Annotated in this window: 14 protein-coding genes; 6 read left to right on the forward strand and 8 right to left on the reverse strand. The window is 61.1% G+C overall.

Translation table 11 applies throughout. The features are described 5' to 3' along the window. The first annotated feature begins 2 nt into the window (after positions 1-2). Genes DARO_RS03485 through DARO_RS03495 form a run of 3 tightly spaced genes read left to right on the forward strand, consistent with a single transcriptional unit; the run spans position 3 to position 2,295 of the window. Positions 3-701, forward strand: a complete 699-nt coding sequence (locus DARO_RS03485) for an aldehyde dehydrogenase family protein (RefSeq protein ID WP_011286436.1) — start codon at positions 3-5, stop codon at positions 699-701. After that, a complete protein-coding gene (locus DARO_RS03490) occupies positions 701-1,657 on the forward strand; it encodes a D-2-hydroxyacid dehydrogenase (protein WP_011286437.1) in 957 nt (318 codons plus the stop codon). Before DARO_RS03485 ends, DARO_RS03490 begins: the two co-directional genes overlap by 1 nt. Then, positions 1,654-2,295 carry a LutC/YkgG family protein gene (locus DARO_RS03495; RefSeq protein ID WP_011286438.1) on the forward strand — a complete coding sequence of 214 codons (642 nt, stop codon included), beginning with the start codon at positions 1,654-1,656 and terminating at the stop codon, positions 2,293-2,295. Before DARO_RS03490 ends, DARO_RS03495 begins: the two co-directional genes overlap by 4 nt. Here DARO_RS03495 and DARO_RS03500 read toward each other — a convergent pair. Continuing rightward, the gene (locus DARO_RS03500) at positions 2,292-3,926 is read right to left on the reverse strand and encodes a methyl-accepting chemotaxis protein (protein ID WP_011286439.1); all 1,635 of its coding nucleotides are present in this window, start codon (positions 3,924-3,926) and stop codon (positions 2,292-2,294) included. The genes DARO_RS03495 and DARO_RS03500 overlap by 4 nt on opposite strands. Further along, positions 3,919-6,414, reverse strand: coding sequence for a bifunctional diguanylate cyclase/phosphodiesterase (locus DARO_RS03505; protein WP_049758460.1), 2,496 nt, complete (start codon positions 6,412-6,414; stop codon positions 3,919-3,921). The genes DARO_RS03500 and DARO_RS03505 overlap by 8 nt, the downstream gene beginning before the upstream one ends. A gap of 296 nt (positions 6,415-6,710) precedes the next feature. Here DARO_RS03505 and DARO_RS03510 point away from each other — a divergent pair, with 296 nt between their 5' ends. Then, a complete protein-coding gene (locus tag DARO_RS03510) occupies positions 6,711-6,926 on the forward strand; it encodes an RNA-binding S4 domain-containing protein (protein WP_011286441.1) in 216 nt (71 codons plus the stop codon). A 3-nt stretch (positions 6,927-6,929) separates the two neighbouring features. Here DARO_RS03510 and DARO_RS03515 read toward each other — a convergent pair whose 3' ends face one another. The 3 genes from DARO_RS03515 to DARO_RS03525 are packed head-to-tail and all read right to left on the reverse strand — an operon-like array spanning position 6,930 to position 9,192. After that, positions 6,930-7,487, reverse strand: a complete 558-nt coding sequence (locus tag DARO_RS03515) for a 1-acyl-sn-glycerol-3-phosphate acyltransferase (RefSeq protein WP_011286442.1) — start codon at positions 7,485-7,487, stop codon at positions 6,930-6,932. A gap of 20 nt (positions 7,488-7,507) precedes the next feature. Beyond that, positions 7,508-8,152, reverse strand: a complete 645-nt coding sequence (locus tag DARO_RS03520; protein WP_011286443.1) for a DUF47 family protein — start codon at positions 8,150-8,152, stop codon at positions 7,508-7,510. Then, positions 8,149-9,192: an inorganic phosphate transporter gene (locus DARO_RS03525; RefSeq protein WP_041224698.1), complete on the reverse strand. Its 1,044-nt coding sequence runs from the start codon at positions 9,190-9,192 to the stop codon at positions 8,149-8,151. The genes DARO_RS03520 and DARO_RS03525 overlap by 4 nt, the downstream gene beginning before the upstream one ends. A 158-nt stretch (positions 9,193-9,350) precedes the next feature. Here DARO_RS03525 and DARO_RS03530 point away from each other — a divergent pair, with 158 nt between their 5' ends. Next, positions 9,351-10,391, forward strand: coding sequence for a TDT family transporter (locus tag DARO_RS03530; protein ID WP_011286445.1), 1,041 nt, complete (start codon positions 9,351-9,353; stop codon positions 10,389-10,391). Between the two features lie 57 nt (positions 10,392-10,448). Here the strand turns inward: DARO_RS03530 and ccoG are convergent, their stop codons facing one another. Continuing rightward, a complete protein-coding gene (gene ccoG, locus DARO_RS03535) occupies positions 10,449-11,864 on the reverse strand; it encodes a cytochrome c oxidase accessory protein CcoG (RefSeq protein ID WP_011286446.1) in 1,416 nt (471 codons plus the stop codon). A 343-nt stretch (positions 11,865-12,207) separates the two neighbouring features. Here ccoG and DARO_RS03540 point away from each other — a divergent pair, with 343 nt between their 5' ends. Continuing rightward, complete coding sequence (locus DARO_RS03540) at positions 12,208-13,527, forward strand: sigma 54-interacting transcriptional regulator (protein WP_041224187.1); 1,320 nt, start codon at positions 12,208-12,210, stop codon at positions 13,525-13,527. Positions 13,528-13,745: 218 nt separating this feature from the next. Here the strand turns inward: DARO_RS03540 and nhaD are convergent, their stop codons facing one another. Further along, positions 13,746-15,029, reverse strand: coding sequence for a sodium:proton antiporter NhaD (gene nhaD, locus DARO_RS03545; RefSeq protein WP_011286448.1), 1,284 nt, complete (start codon positions 15,027-15,029; stop codon positions 13,746-13,748). A 46-nt stretch (positions 15,030-15,075) separates the two neighbouring features. Further along, the gene (locus DARO_RS03550) at positions 15,076-15,723 is read right to left on the reverse strand and encodes a pentapeptide repeat-containing protein (RefSeq protein WP_011286449.1); all 648 of its coding nucleotides are present in this window, start codon (positions 15,721-15,723) and stop codon (positions 15,076-15,078) included. Between the last annotated feature and the right edge of the window lie 243 nt (positions 15,724-15,966).

Genomic DNA, 15,966 nt, shown 5'->3' on the forward strand with positions numbered 1-15,966 from the left:
ACATGGAATTAGCCCCTGACGGCCCGATGGCCATTCCGCTTTGGATCAACGGCCACGCCTTTTTGACCGTCACTGATTCCTTTTTTACCGTGACCAATCCGGCCACCGGCGATGCCATTCGTCGGGTGCCGTTGTGCGGTGCCAGTGAGGCGGCCGAGGCGGTCAAGGCAGCGCAGGCGGCGCAACCCGAGTGGGCGATGATGGGTATGCCGGCCCGACGTCATTGTCTGGCCAACCTGGCCGAGGCGCTGGATCGCTACACCGGACATTTCGCCAAGTTGCTGGTTCAGGAATGCGGTTTTGACGAGGCACGGGCGACGGCCGAGGTGGGGGAAGCGGTTGCCGCGCTGCAAGGCGCTTCGGTCGGCCAGACCGGCGTGGTTGGCGTGGTACTGGACGATTCCCGGCCGCTGGCTAATTTTGCCGAAACCATTGCGCCAGCGCTGATGGCGGGGGCGACCGTGGTTGTCAAACCGAGCCCGAAGGCGCCGTCGGCTGTCTATGCGCTGTGCGAACTGTCCTCTCGTGCTGAATGGCCGGCCGGCGTGCTGAATCTGATGCAGGGCGATGCCGCGGCCATCGCCGGCTTGTGCGCCGGCGGCGTCGATCGTCTGGTGTATAGCGGCCATGCCGCGCTGGGCGTGCAGGTCGGTGCCATTGCCGAGTCTGCCGGTACCCTGTTTGAAATGAAGGCGGCCTGATGTTGCGTATCGTCCAGCTCGAAGGCGAATCGCTGATTGCCGAGGTTAGGCGGCCGGTTTTCGCCCATGACTGGGTCGAATACCCGAAGACGTCACCGGGCCAGGTTGTCGAGCGCCTGGCCGGCGCGGCGATTGCCATCACCAACAAGGTGGCGATCAATGCGGCGGCTATCGAGGCTTTGCCTGAGCTGAAAATGATTGCTGTGTCGGCGACCGGGACCAATAACGTCGATCTCGATGCCTGCCGGCGGCGCGGCATTGTTGTATCAAACATTCGCGGCTATGCCGAACACACCGTGCCGGAGCACGTCATGGCGCTGCTGCTGGCGCTATCACGCAACCTGATCGCCTGGCGGGAAACCCTGCAAGCTGGTGCTTGGCAGCGGGCCGAACAGTTCTGCCTGTTCGATCATCCGATCCGCGACCTGCACGGTGCGACGTTGGGTCTGATCGGCAGCGGTACGCTGGGCAATGGCGTGGCGCGTCTGGCCGAGGCTTTCGGCATGCGCGTGCTGCGCGCCGAGCGCAAGGGGGCGGCGGCCGTTCGCCCGGGCTACACGGCGTTTGCCGAAGTGCTGGCCGAGGCTGATGCGATCAGCCTGCATTGCCCGCTGACGGCGGAGACCACCGGTCTGATTGGCGAAGCGGAATTGCGCGCGATGAAGCGCTCGGCCTTGCTGATCAACACGGCGCGCGGCGGCATTGTCGATGAGGCGGCCTTGGTTTTGGCGCTGAAGGAGGGCTGGATTGCTGGTGCCGGCTTCGATGTGATCACCGCCGAACCGCCGCCCGTTGGGTATATCATGCTCGATCCGGCCTTGCTGGCCTTGCCCAATTTCCTGCTGACGCCGCATGTCGCCTGGTCCAGCCGGCCGGCCATGCTGACGCTGGCCGATCAGTTGATCGACAACATCGAGGCCTTCGTCGCCGGTACGCCAAGGAATCAGGTCGCATGAGCGCCAAAGACGAAATTCTCGGCCGCGTCCGGCGTGGTGTTGGCAAGGACGATTTTGCCGGACGCCGGGCGGCGGCCGTTGCCTCGCTGATCGACACCGGGCGCGGGCCGCAACCCGTCATGGCTGGCAATCTGGCCGAACGCTTCCGACTGAAGGCAGAAAGCCTGTCGAGCACGGTCACGGCCGTGGTCCGGCGGGAAGATGCGCCGGCGGCCGTGGCGGCTTATCTGGCCGCAAACGGCCTTGGGCTGCAGGCCGTGGTGACGCCGGATGTCGGCCGCCTGGACTGGGCGGCCGGCGGCTTGCAAGTCGAACCACGTTCGGCGCTGGATGCCGACAAGGTGGGCATCTCCGGCAGCTTCTGCGCCATTGCCGAAACCGGCACCCTGATGCTGCTGTCCGGGCCGGAAACGCCGGCCACGGTCAGTCTGCTGCCGGAGACTCACATCGCGCTGGTCGATGTTTCGCGCATCGTGGCGACCATGGAAGACGCTTTTGCCTTGCTCCGCGCCGAACGCGGCAGCCTGCCGCGGGCCGTCAATTTCATTTCCGGCCCGTCACGCACCGGCGATATTGAGCAAACCATCGTCCTCGGTGCCCACGGCCCGTGTCGGGTGCATCTGATCCTGATCGGCTAGATCATGTACTGGTTGACCGCCTTGTTCATCCGCTCGGCCAGTTCGGCCAGATAGTCGGTCGTATTCGTCGTCTGGCTGACCACGGCCATGTTTTGCTCGGTCATGGCGGCCACCCGCTCAACGCTTTGCGCCATCACGGTCATGCCCTGCTCCTGTTCGATGGAGGAGTGGGAGATGTCGTTGACCATGCCGACGGTCAGGTTCATCTGGGCATTGATTTCCTGCAGGGCGTTTTGCGCCTCATGGACAAGCTGGACGCCGCTCTCGACCTGCTGGGCACCCTGGCGCATGGAGTTCACCGCCTTGCCGGTTTCGACTTGCACGGATAGGGTCATCGCGGCGATCTCGCCGGTCGCCTTGGCTGTGCTTTCGGCCAGCTTGCGGACTTCGTCGGCGACCACCGAAAAGCCGCGGCCGGCATCCCCGGCGCGGGCGGCCTCGATGGCGGCATTGAGCGCCAGCAGGTTGGTCTGGTCGGCAATGCCCTTGATGACGGCGGTGATGCGCGAGATTTCTTCCGATTGCTGGCCCAGAAGCTCGACCTGAACGGCCGATCCCTTGACCGTTTCGGCCAGCGACAGGATGGTACTGCACGCCTCGGACGACAGCCGGGCCCCTTCCTCGGATAGCGCCGAAGCCTGGGCGGCTGCCTCGCGCGTCGAGCCGGCATGGGTGGCGACCTCACCGATCGAGACGGTAATCTGCTCGATGCCGGCGGCGGCAGTGGCCGTGGCATCGCTCTGCACGCGGGCCGCCTCGCGGACATTGCCGACGCCTTCCCTGACTTCGCCAGCGACGCGATGCACGTGCGAAGCGGTGTCGGCCATGCCCTGGACGGTGGATTGGAAGGAGGAAATGACGCGGTCAATGTGGCCGACCATGTCGCCGACCAGATCGTGCCGACGATGCTCGATGCGCTGGCGCAGGTCGCCGCTGGTCAGCATCTTGTCGAGCGCGGCGAAGGTATCGCCGAGGTCGTTTTTCAGGCGCGGCGCGAAGACGAGCAGGTAGTTGAGGCTGAGCAGGATGCCGATGCCGCCTGCCGTCAGGTGCAGCGGAGCCAGTGCCGGGTCCGGGTGCAGGCTGGCTAGCAGCGCGGACAGGCCGAGCAAACAGCCGAGGATGCCCATCAACGGCAACTGGAAGCCGAGACCGGTAAAACGGGTGAGCAGGGATTTTCGGGCGGCGACGACCCGGCCGTGCTTGACGGCGATCGACGTGTCGCCCTGGCGGATACGCTGGTAGGCGTTTTCTGCCGCCTTGATTTCCTCGCGGCCGGGGGCGGTCCGGACCGACTGGTAACCGACGATCTGCCCGTGTTCGCGGATCGGCGAGGCATTGGCGAGCACCCAGTAGTAGCCGCCATCCCGGCGCCGGTTCTTGACCACGCCGCGCCAGGGGCGGCCCGCGCGGAGATCGTTCCACATGTCGGCAAAGGCGGCGGCCGGCATGTCCGGATGTCGCACCATGTTGTGGTTTTCGCCCAGCATCTCTTCACGCCGGTAGGCGCTGATCTGGGCGAAGGCCTCGTTGGCTTCGGTGATGACCCCCTTGAGGTCGGTGCGGGAGTAGATGAACTGGCCCTCCGGCAAGCGTGTTTCGACGTCCGTGACAGGCTGGTTGTTACGCATGGCAGTGCTCTTCGATTGGGGTGAGTTGTTCCTGGGCTGGCCACAGGTCAATGGTCCCGAGGCCCTTCATCGGCGGATTGTTGCGGATGAACCTTTCCGCCTGGTCGGCCGGCAGCGGCTTGCTGATCAGGTAGCCCTGGACCTTTTCGCAGCCGATGCTGAGCAGGAATTTCAGTTGCGCCTCGGTCTCGACGCCTTCGGCGACGACTTCCAGCCCAAGCTTGTGGGCAAGCAGCACGGTGACGTCGCAGATGTCGGCGTCGTTGGGATCGGATTCGATGTCCTTGACGAAGGAGCGGTCGATTTTCAGCGTGTGGATCGGCAGCAGCTTGAGATAGGCCAGTGACGAGTAGCCGGTGCCGAAATCGTCGATGGACAGGGTCAGCCCGCTGCTGCTCAGGGTTTTCATCACGCTGATCGATTCGTCCGGCGACGCCATCGACATCGATTCGGTGACTTCCAGGTCGAGCCGGTCCGCACTCAGGTCGTTAGCGGCCAGCAGTTCATGGATGCGGGCCGGCAGCGTCTTGTCGAGAAACTGTCCGGCACTCAGGTTGATCGACATGCGCAGATGGGTGATGCCCCGGTTCTGCCAGACCTTGAGCTGGCGGCAGGCTTCCTCGAGCACCCAGTCGCCGATGGCCGCGATCATGCCGCTCTCCTCGGCAATCGGGATGAAGTCGGCCGGGGAAACCAGGCCGCGGGTCGGATGCTGCCAGCGGATCAGGGCCTCGACGCCGACGATGGTGCCGCTGCGCAGGTCGAGTTGCGGCTGGTAGTGCAGCAGGAACTCGCGGCGGGTGATGGCCAGACGCAGGTCCGACTCGAGGCACATGCGCTCGGTGGTCGCGATATTCATGTCTTCGGTGAAAAACTGGTAATTGCCCCGCCCATTGGCCTTGGCGTGGTACATCGCGACATCGGCGTTTTTCAGCAGATCGCCGATTTCCGAGCCGTCTCCCGGGTACACGCAGATGCCGATGCTCGGCGAGGTTCTCAGCTCCTGGCCTTTGATCAGGTAAGGGGCGGAAATCTCGCGAGTGATATCGTCGGCCAGGTGGGCGGCGTCGGCCGGCGAGCCGATGCCGGGCAGGGCGATCACGAATTCGTCACCGCCGAGCCGGGCCACGATGTCGCTCTCGCGGACGGCGTGCGAGAGGCGTTTCGCCACCTGGACCAGCAGTTCGTCGCCGGCCTGGTGGCCGAGGGTATCGTTGATGGTCTTGAAGCGATCGAGATCGATCAGCATCAGGGCCAGCTGCATGCGGTTACGTTTGCAGAAGGCGAGGGCCTGGGCGAGTTTTTCGTGCAGGCTGAAGCGGTTGGCCAGATTGGTCAGCGTATCGTGGTGGGCGAGGTGGCGGATGCGCTCCTGTGTCGCCTTGAGCTCGGAAATGTCGATGAAGCTGCCGATGTGGTTGCGAATCTGCCCATCCTCGTCGCGGACCAGCGAGATTGACAGCCATTTGGGGTAGGCCTCGCCATTTTTTTTCCGGTCCCACAGCTCGCCTTGCCAGGCGCCTTCCCGATGCAGACATGTCCACATGTCGGAGAAAACCTCGGTCGGCGTCGTACCGGCCGAGAGTATGCGCGGATTCTTGCCGATCACGTCGTCCGGCTGGTAGCCGGTCAGGCAGGTGAAAGCCGGATTGGTGGCGATGATCCGGTTGCTGGCATCGGTCACGATGATGGCTTCATTGCTGTTCGAGAAGACCATGGCCATGAGCTGGAGATGAGCCTCGGTCCGCTTGCGTTCCGAAATGTCCTGCACCGTGCCTTCATAGCAGATGAACTCACCCTGGGGGCCGAAGACGACGTGGGCATTCTCGGAAATCCAGATGCGCGAACCGTCGCGGCGATAGACCTCCGACTCGAAGTTGAGGATCGCGCCATTTTTTTCGATCAGCGTGAGAAATTCTTCCCGACGATTGGGCTGGACATAGAGCCGGCGTTCGATGTCGGCCAGATCGGTCATCAACGCCTGGGCATTGTCATAGCCATACAATTTAGCCAGCGCCGGGTTGGCGGCCAGGTAATGGCCGTCGCGGGTGGACTGGAAAATACCCTCGGAGGCATGTTCGAAGATGTTGCGATAGCGCTGCTCGGCAGCCTCGAGCGCTTCGAGTGTCGTGCGGCGTACCGAAATATCCTCGATGAAACCTTCGATCACGCTCTCGTCCAGCTCGTCCCGAATCGCCACGCCGCGCTCGATGACCCATTTGACTTGTCCCGACTTGCAAACGATCCGGTACTGGACCGCAAAACGCTGGCCGCTGCCGATCGCGTCTTCGATGCATGCACGGACGCGCCCGCGGTCTTGCGGGTGGGTAATCTCTTCCCATGAAACGCCGGTCTTGCCGAGAATCTCCGAAGAGGCATAGCCACTGAGCTCCTGGCAACCATCGCTGACGAAAACCATCGTCCAGTCGGCGTCGTGAAGGCAGCGGTAGGCCATGCCTTCGAGGTTCTTGACCAGGGTGTCGAGCACTCTGGAATGATTGAGCGGAGATGGCGTAGCGCCAGAATGATTTTGGCGGATTGGTCGAAAGTGCACAGTTATGGGGTTGGATATGTAAATTATGCTGAGTTCAGCAAATATCGTACCCGCCCCAAAGTGGGCGTTTATGACACCGGGAGCGCCCGGCTGGTGCGCTTTGTGTCGATACGCACCGCGATGGGGCGCCGACTGTTTGGCCGGCCCGTCCAATGGCGATGGCGATACAATGGGAGATTCGACAGGCGGCGCAGACCTCTTGCTTGTCTCCGTCACAGACAGGAATATCCATGACCATCAGCTTTGCCATCCGTGGCGATTACATTCAGCTTGATCAACTGCTCAAGGCCACCGGCCTGTGCGAATCGGGTGGTGCCGCCCACGCCGCGATTGCCGAGGGGCGCGTCAAAGTCGATGCCACGGTGGACACGAGAAAGCGGGCAAAACTGAAACCGGGGCAGGTCGTCAGCTTCGCCGGTGAAGAGGTGGTGCTGGTTGCCGAATAGCGCCTAGTCGAGCCAGCGGATCGGCGAGGCGAGTTCCGGGTGCTTGCCTTGCCGGCCTGCATAGTGGGTGGCAATGGCGGCGATGTCGGCGGCCGGGTCGCCGGTCAGCGTCAGGTAGGTCAGGATGCCGGCTTCGCGCCGGGCGTAATCGACGAAGGCTAATGCGACTGGCACTTTGGCCTCAAGTGCGATCCGGTAGAAGCCGCTTTTCCAGCCTTTGGTCAGGCTGCGTGTGCCTTCCGGCGCGATGACCAGCAGGAAGTTGGGGCGGGCGGCGAATTGTGCAGCCATCTCGGCGACGAAACCGCGTGGCGCGCTACGATCGATCGGGATGCCGCCCAGTCGGCGCATCAGCCCGCCAACCGGCCAGAAAAATAGCGAGTCCTTGCCGACCCAGCGCGCGTCCAAACCGAGTCCCCATTTGACGAGCAGGGCATAGACCCCATCCCAGTTGGTGGTGTGCGGGTAACCGACCAGCACTGCACGAGCCGGGCGTTCCGGCGGCTCGATCAAGGTCCAGCCAAGCAGGGAGAGCAGGCGGTGCGACAGGGTTTTCAGCATGCGGCGATCTATTGGGGTTTTCAGGTCATCTTGACCACGATGTCGTGCAGCGTATTGGCGCAGTTGGCCATGCGGTCGGCGGCATTGGACAGGTGGCGGTAGATTTCGCGGCGCTTGAACATGTGGATGTAGTTGTCGCCGACGAACAGTTCGGCGATGGCGCGGCGGTAGTTTTTTTCAACGCGACGTTCTGCCTTGCGGGCTGAATCGGCATCGGCGGCGGCTTCCAGTGGCTGCTTGGCCAGCCGGGCGTAGCCTTGGGCCAGCGCATCGGTGCCGAGCTTGATGTGCATGGCCATTTCCAGGCAGTGCTTGTCCGGTGGCAAGTCGAGTACTTCCATTTCGCTGACGGTTGTCTTGCAGTAATTGACGATCTCGTCGAGGTCGACAATCGCCCGGTAGATGTCCTCGCGGTCGATCGGGGTCGAGAAGGCTTCGTTCAGGGTGTGCAGGTTGCGAATCTTGATCCGGTCGGCCTCGTGTTCGTCCTGGCGAATTGAAAGACCGACCTTGGCGTCGCCGGTTTCCATGAACTCGACGAGCAGCCCCGACGTATGGGCGACCTGCTCGCACTGTTCGGACAGCAGGGAGAAGAAATCCGGCATCTTCGGGAACACTCGATCGAACAGGCGGCGGAAGATCGACGGCTTGTTGTCTTCGCTCATGGCGGGCCTCCGAGAAAGAGATGGACCAGGGCGTAGGCCTGGATGGCGACAATGGCGGCGCCGGGAATGGTGATCAGCCAGGTCGTGGCGATGTCCTTGGCCTTGGCCCAGCGCACGGCGCGTGGCCGTTCCGAGGCGCCGATGCCCATGATCGAGGTGGCGACGACATGGGTGGTGGATACCGGGGCGCCAGCGACCGAAGCGGCGAGGATCACGGCGGAGGAGGTCAGTTGCGAGCCAAGGGCGTGGATCGGCCGCACGCGGTAGATGGCGAAACCCAGGGTGCGGACGATGCGCCAGCCACCGGACATGATGCCGAGCGTGATTGACGTGGCGCAGGCGATCATGACCCACAGCGGAACCTCGAAAGTCGGGATGAACCCGCCAAGGAGCAGGACCAGCGTCAGGATACCCATGCTCTTCTGGGCATCGTTGGCGCCGTGCGAGAAGGCGAGACCGGCGGCGGTGAGATATTGCAGGCCACGTAGTCGGGCGTTGGCTGCCGGGTTGGCGGCAAGCAGCAGGGCGGTGAGTAGCCGGTGAGTCAGGAAGCCCAGCCAGAAGCCGAGCAGTGGCGACAGAAGCAGCGCGGCCAATACCTTGACGATGCCGGTCAAGTGGCCATTGGCCAGTTCGGCAAAACCCCAGACGACATGCTCGCTACCGACGGAAACGACGACTGCTCCGATCAGTCCGCCGACCAGCGCGTGCGACGACGAGGAGGGAATGCCGAAATACCAGGTGCCGAGATTCCAGACAATGGCGCCGATCAGGCCGCAAAGCAGAATGGACAGCGACAGGATGGGGACCACGCCGTCGAGCGCGACGAACGTGCCGATGGTGTTGGCGACGGCGGTGCCGCCGAGCAGTGGGCCGAGAAACTCGAAGACGCCGACGATGAGGACTGCCTGGGCCGGGGTCATGGCGCGCGAGGCAATCACGGTGGCAACGATATTGGCCGCATCGTGGAAACCGTTGGTGTAGTCGAAGACGAGGACAATGACGCCGGTGGCGACAGCGAGCAGGAACAGGGTATCCATGCGCATTGGCCCGACAGTGCCAGGCCCAGCCTCCGTTTCGGTATATATTGTTTGGGCCAGTATATCGCCGAATTGCCGGCGTTTTGAGGGTTTGCGTGCGTCTTGTCGTGGTCAAAAGGATGGGGCAGGCAAAACCGAATATTGTGAGAGGTTGTCCAATGAGTTACCCCCGCTTCGCCGATATCTCACGTACGTTTGCTCCCGGCTGGTTTGCCGCCGTGATGGGAACGGGCGTCTTCGCGATGACGACGCACGGGCTTGCCCTGTACTGGCCGTGGCTATCGCTGCCGGCCGAGCTCCTGCACTGGTTCAATAGCGCGCTTTTTCTGGTCCTGGCAGTGCCTTGGCTGACCCGTTGGCTGCGCTTTCGGTCGGCTGCGATGCAGACCATGATGCATCCCGTACAGGCCAATTTCTACCCGACTTTTTCGATTGCCTTGCTGGTGCTGGCAGCGCAGTGGCTGATGTTCACCTCCTGTCTTGAGGTGGTGCTGACGCTATGGTGGCTGGGCGTAATCCTGCATTTTGTCTTCAGTTTTGCCGTGCTCTTCATCATGTTCCGCGGCGAGCACGTGGCTGTTGATCATGTGACACCGGCCCACTTTATTCCGGCGGTCGGTCTTGTCGTGATGCCCCTGGCCGGCGGGCCGCTGTTGGCCCACATGGAGGGCGCTTTACGCGAGTGGGCGCTCACCATCAACCTGATTGGCCTGGGGGCGGGCAGCATGATGTACCTGGGTCTGTTTGGTCTGACACTGCACCGGAAGTACCTGCACAAGCCGGCCCTGGGTGCCCTGGCGCCGACGATATGGATACACCTGGCGCCGATTGGTGCCATCCCGGTCAGCCTGATGAATCTGGTCGAACAGTTGCCCTACCCGGCGGCACGCGAAGTGGCGACGGTGCTGATGCTGCTGGTCTGGGGCTTTGGCGTCTGGTGGCTGGTCATGGCCAGTTTGCTCACCTTGTCGGCACGGGCCGCCGGCCAACTACCTTTTGCCCTGTCGTGGTGGGGCTTTACCTTCCCGGTTGGCGCTTTTGCCGCCGAAAGCCTGCGCCTGACCAAACTGCTTGGCTGGAGCAGTACCTTGGCCATCGGTGTTGCGGCCTGGTTGCTGCTTTGTTTTTTCTGGGCGATCACGCTGTTCCGGACGGTGCGTGGGGTGGCCAGCGGCGCCATTTTTCAGCCGCATCCCTGACGGTGTACAAAAAAATGGCGGGAGACCAGCTCCCGCCCAAGCGGAGTCTGCCTGAGGCTACTGAGGCAGGAGGAAAGCCGCCTTCTCGCGGACCTTGATGTCCGGATTGTCGACCGCGACGATGTCGAAGTGAATCTGGTTGGAGCCAATCTTGCCGGCATCGGGGGGCGCGCTGACCACGGCGTTGAACGAGGTCAGGCCGGCGGCCTTGGCGTCCACCTCCGGATTGCCGGCGATTTCGGCACCGGGTAGGCCGTCGACGCTGACGCGGTAGCGGTGTGGCTGCTCTTCGGTGTTCATGATCTGCAGCATGTAGACGTTCTCGATCCGACCATCTTCGGCTTCGCGGGCGAGCACCGAGCGGTCACGGATGATGTCGACCTTGAGCGGGATGCGGTGGGCCAGGAACCATGCAGCCAGGCCGGTGATGATGACGAGAATGACCGTGTAGAGCAGGATGCGCGGACGGACGATGTGAGCGAGGATTTCTTTCTTGCTCAGGTGCTTCTCCATGGCGCTTTCGGTCGAATAACGCACGAGGCCGCGCGGCAGGCCGACCTTGTCCATGACCTGGTCGCAGACGTCGACGCAGGCAGCGCAGCCGATGCACTCGTATTGCAGGCCGTTGCGGATGTCGATGCCGGTTGGGCAGACCTGCACGCAGAGTCCGCAATCGACGCAATCACCGAGGCCGGCCGCCTTGGCATCGACACCCTTCTTGCGTGCCCCGCGGGTTTCGCCACGGTCCGGATCGTAGGTGATGATCAGCGTATCCGGGTCGAACATCACGCTCTGGAAGCGGGCGTAGGGGCACATGTACTTGCAGACCTGCTCGCGCATGAAGCCGGCGAACAGGTAGGTGAAGCCGCCGTAGAAGAAAATCCAGAAGGTTTCCCACGGGCCGAGATTGCCGGTCAGGACGTTATGGACCAGTTCTTCGACTGGCGTGAAAAAGCCGACCAGTGTAAAGCCTGTCCATAACGACAGTAGCAGCCAGAGGCCGTGCTTGGTCGCTTTGATGCGCAGCTTGCGGGCATCGAGCGGGGCCTTGTCGAGTTTGATGCGGGCATTGCGCTCGCCTTCGACCAGGTTCTCGATCCACATGAACATCTGTGTGTAGACCGTTTGTGGGCAGGCATAACCGCAGAATAGTCGGCCGGCCACGGCTGTGACCAGGAACAGGGCGTAGGCCGAAACGATCAGCAGGGCAGCCAAGTAGATGACGTCCTGCGGCCAGAAAACGACGCCGAAAATATAGAACTTTCGTTCGACGAGGTGGAGCAGGATGGCCTGACGACCGTTCCAGACCAGCCAGGGGCTGACGTAGAACAGAAGCTGCGTGAAGATGACGAGGGCGATCCGCCAGTTGTCGAAAAAACCGCGAACGCCTTTTGCGTAGATTTTTTTGCGCTTTTCGTAGAAGGAAACTTTTGCAACGCTGTCTTGCTGCTGGTTGGCTTCGGGCTGGCTCATCGGTCCTCGATCAGTGGTTGAACAGGGTTGGAAACCGGGACTGCCGGCGCCGATTGGCCTGGCTGCATAAAGCAAGCCTGCGGGGCGAACTAAGGGGGTATGCCGCCAAGCCAGATTCGGTGGCCAACTCCTGTTCGTTCACACGTTGAGGAAAGCGCTTTGTGCAGGAGAGGTGTCGCCGGTTTCCGGTGATTCTCATATCAAGATGCGTGCCTGAATCTGCGCGGATTTTAAATCCAGTTAAATCAATCGTTTAAGTATTTCGGTGTATGGCGGCTAGTTCTTTTGATGGGTCTTTGTGTCAATAATGGCGAGAAACTCTGGCGCGTGTGACAATGTTGGCATGACCGCCCACTTCCTCAGCGAACTGATCTCCTTTCTGGATGGCCTTCCCGAGCCGCGCATCGTCATGGCGGCCGACTACCGGATCGTCGCCGCCAACGCCGCCTATATTCGTGATTTTGGCGGCAGCAAGCCGCTGGCCGGGCGTTGCTGCTACGAGGTTTCCCATCGCTTCGACGTGCCCTGCGATCAGGCCGGGGAGTCCTGCCCGCTGAAGCAGAGCCTGGAAACGGGCGAGCCACAGCACGTCCTGCATCTGCATCACACGCCTCGTGGCGAGGAGCATGTGGCTGTCGAAACGACGCCTATTCGCGATGACCAGGGGCAAATCGTCTATTTCGTCGAAACCATGCGTGTCGTTCGCCAGGCCAGCAGCCGAGCAGCTGCGCAGGGCTTGGTTGGCCGCTCGCCGGCCTTTGTCAGCATGCTCGAAAAAATTCTTCGCGTGGCCAATTCCGATGCCGCCGTGGTACTGCTCGGCGAAACAGGGACCGGCAAGGAATTGGTGGCGCGCGCCATCCATGAGGCCAGTGCGCGCGAGGAGGGGCCTTTCGTCGCGGTGGACTGCGCCGGCATGACCGAAACCCTGTTTGAAAGCGAGTTGTTCGGCTATGAAAAGGGGGCGTTTACCGGCGCCACGCATCGCAAGCAGGGACTGGTCGAGGCCGCTGCCGGTGGCACGCTCTTCCTCGACGAAATCGGCGAATTGCCGCTGGCCTTGCAGGTCAAGCTGCTTCGCCTGCTCGAAACCGGCACCTATCGCCGGGTCGGCGGGCTGGACTGGCTACCGGCCAATTTCAGGCTGATTACTGCGACGCACCGCGATCTGAGGGCCATGGTGCAGGCCGAAACCTTTCGCCGCGACCTCTACTTCCGCATCAATACTTTCCCGATTCACACGCCTGCCCTGCATGAGCGGATCGAGGACATCCCCTTGCTGGCGGCCTCCCTGCTCGAACGGGTTGATCGCAAACCGGGGCGACGGTTTTCGCCGGCCGCCCTTGAGTGGCTGTGCAGTCGTCGTTTCACCGGCAATATCCGTGAGCTGCGCAACCTGATCGAGCGCGCCACCTTGATGGCTGACGGCGAGACGATAGATCTGCCACATCTGCTGGACATGGCCGACGATGTTCCGGCGGCTTTGGTGGGTGAGGATGGGGCTTTTCGGGTCGGCGAAGTCGTTGATCTGGCCACGCTGGAGGAGCGCTATCTCGCCTGGGTTCGGCTACAGGCAAGCGGCGATCATGTCCAACTGGCCGAGCGACTCGGTGTCAGCCCCCGGACGCTGTACCGCAAGCTGCGGGAGGCCAAAAAGGATTAACTCAGAGTTTCCCAAAGGCTTTGCTTGCGCGTTGTTTCTGATCAGCGCCGAGCAGCAAATATCATGTGCCGGGCGGTCTTGGCGGGTTGGAAATTGAGTTGTCATCAGGCCGTGTTCGGCCATGAGCCGCCGCTCGTCAGCTCCGGAAAGCTGCCATCCGAATGGCAGCTGCACTCGCAAGCTGCCGGAGGACCGATTCCCATTAATAGCAGTTTGAGTCAATGAAGCAATGGGTATTGCAAAAGGTAGACGCCGGCACCGGCCAAATACCCGAATAACGCCAAAGCACTGATTTTTTTTACGTACCAAAAGAAGTGAATTTTTTCCATGCCCATGGCAGCGACACCCGCAGCAGAGCCAATGATAAGTATCGATCCGCCAGTACCGGCGCAGTAAGCCAGAAACTCCCACAAGAAATGGTTGGCCGGGTAATCGGCCAGGCTATACATGCCCATCGATGCTGCGACTAAAGGCACGTTGTCCACAATCGCACTGGCAATACCAATGATCATCACTATGACGTCCTGGCGGCCAACTGAATGGTCCAACCACTGTGCCAAAGCGGTCAGGATGTGCGTATGTTCCAGCGTGGCGACTGAAAGCAGAATACCGATAAAGAACACGAGCGAACTCATGTCTATTTTGCTCAATGCATGCACCAACGTGAGGTGCTGCTTGGTGGCATCTTCCTTGTCCCGATGGACCAGGTCGCCGACCAGCCACAAGACTCCCAATCCGAAGAGGATGCCCATGAATGGCGGGAGGTGCGTAAGGGTCTTGAAGGCCGGAACAGCAACCAGGACACCAAGCCCCAAAGCAAACATGAGATTTCGTTCAAATACACTCGTGTGCATTCCGTGATCGTCACCCACGCGTGCTGGAGCGACGACATCGCGACCGCGCAGGCGGTAAGCCGTGATCAAAAGCGGCACGAGCAAGCTGACCAACGACGGTAGCAGGACGCCCTTGATGATCTCGATACTCGTGATCTGACCACCTATCCACAGCATGGTGGTGGTCACGTCACCAATTGGCGACCATGCGCCACCGGAGTTTGCAGCGATTACGATAATGCCGGCAAAGAACAAACGGTCTTCGTGCTCATCTAGCAACTTCCGCATCAGTGAAATCATCACGATGGTGGTGGTTAGGTTGTCGAGGATGGCGCTCAGGAAAAAGGTAACAAAGCCAACCAACCATAATAGCGTGGTCAGTTTGGTTGTCTTGATGCGTGCCGTGATGACGTCGAACCCATTATGGGCGTCAATGACTTCCACTATCGTCATCGCACCCATCAGGAAAAATATGATCTGAGCCGTACCCATCAGCGATTCGTCAAGCTGCTCGCCGACGATGTGGGCATCGCCCATGGAGAGTGCGTAAATGGTCCACAGCAATCCGGCACCCAATAACGCCGAAGCTGCTTTGTTGACCTTGAGTGGATGTTCCAAGGCAATAGCCGCATAGGCAATCACGAAAACGACGGCCAGCACTGTCAGCATGTCTATTCTTCCGTAGCGAGTTGGTCGAGTGGTTCGATAGACGTACTTATTCGCACGAACCGACCGATGTGGAACTGCACACCGTGCCGTCAATCCAGATGGCCTCGGCTAGCCGCGCACCGATGATTCGAAAGCGCTGGATCGAGGAGCCGCTCAGGTTTGCCTGCTTCAGGTTCGAGTAATTCAGGAAAGCGCCGTCAAGCTGTGCCCCGCGCAGGTCCACAAGTTGCAAGTCAGCTCCAACCAATTGGGCGCGGGTCAAATCAGCGCCAATCAGGCGCGAACTGGAAAGGTCTGCGCCTTCCAAAAAGGCTTTGGATAATTTGGCGCTGCCAAGTTGCGCCCTTGTTAGGCTGGCACTTCGAAGATTTGCGCCCCTTAGGTCGGCCCCTTCGAGATTGGCATCGGCGAGGTCGCTACGCTCGAGACGGGCGGATTTCAGGTTGGCCCCCCGCAGATCGGCACCCTTAAACCGAGTTCCCTCTAAATTTGCACCTTCAAAATTGGCATTGCGGAAGTTGCCGCCACTGATGTCGGCATTTTTCCAAATGACGCTTTTCAGGACTGCGCCCTGACACTGTGCTCCGGGCTCTTTACGACAATCCGCAAATGCGGAGGCGTGGCCGACGAAGACAGCAGCAACGCAAATTGCAACCTTGATGCCTGGAACCAATTGAGTCCTGCGGTAATCCATGATGACCTCGCTTTAGATGCCAGATTGGCACGCCTTCGAGAGCATCCTAAGGAGCCCGCTAGTCGTTGAAAATTCGGGAATCCATCTAAGGGAATTGGGTTGCTTCGATGCAGGGGTAAGCGGCCCAACAGCGAGTATTGATGCGTGAATTCGGCAGAATGGAGCACCAACTAAGGGTTTTACTTAGGGGAGTTCGGGATGCGCGAATATTGAGAGATGACCAGAATGGAAACAAAACCACTT

The organism is Dechloromonas aromatica RCB, from assembly GCF_000012425.1.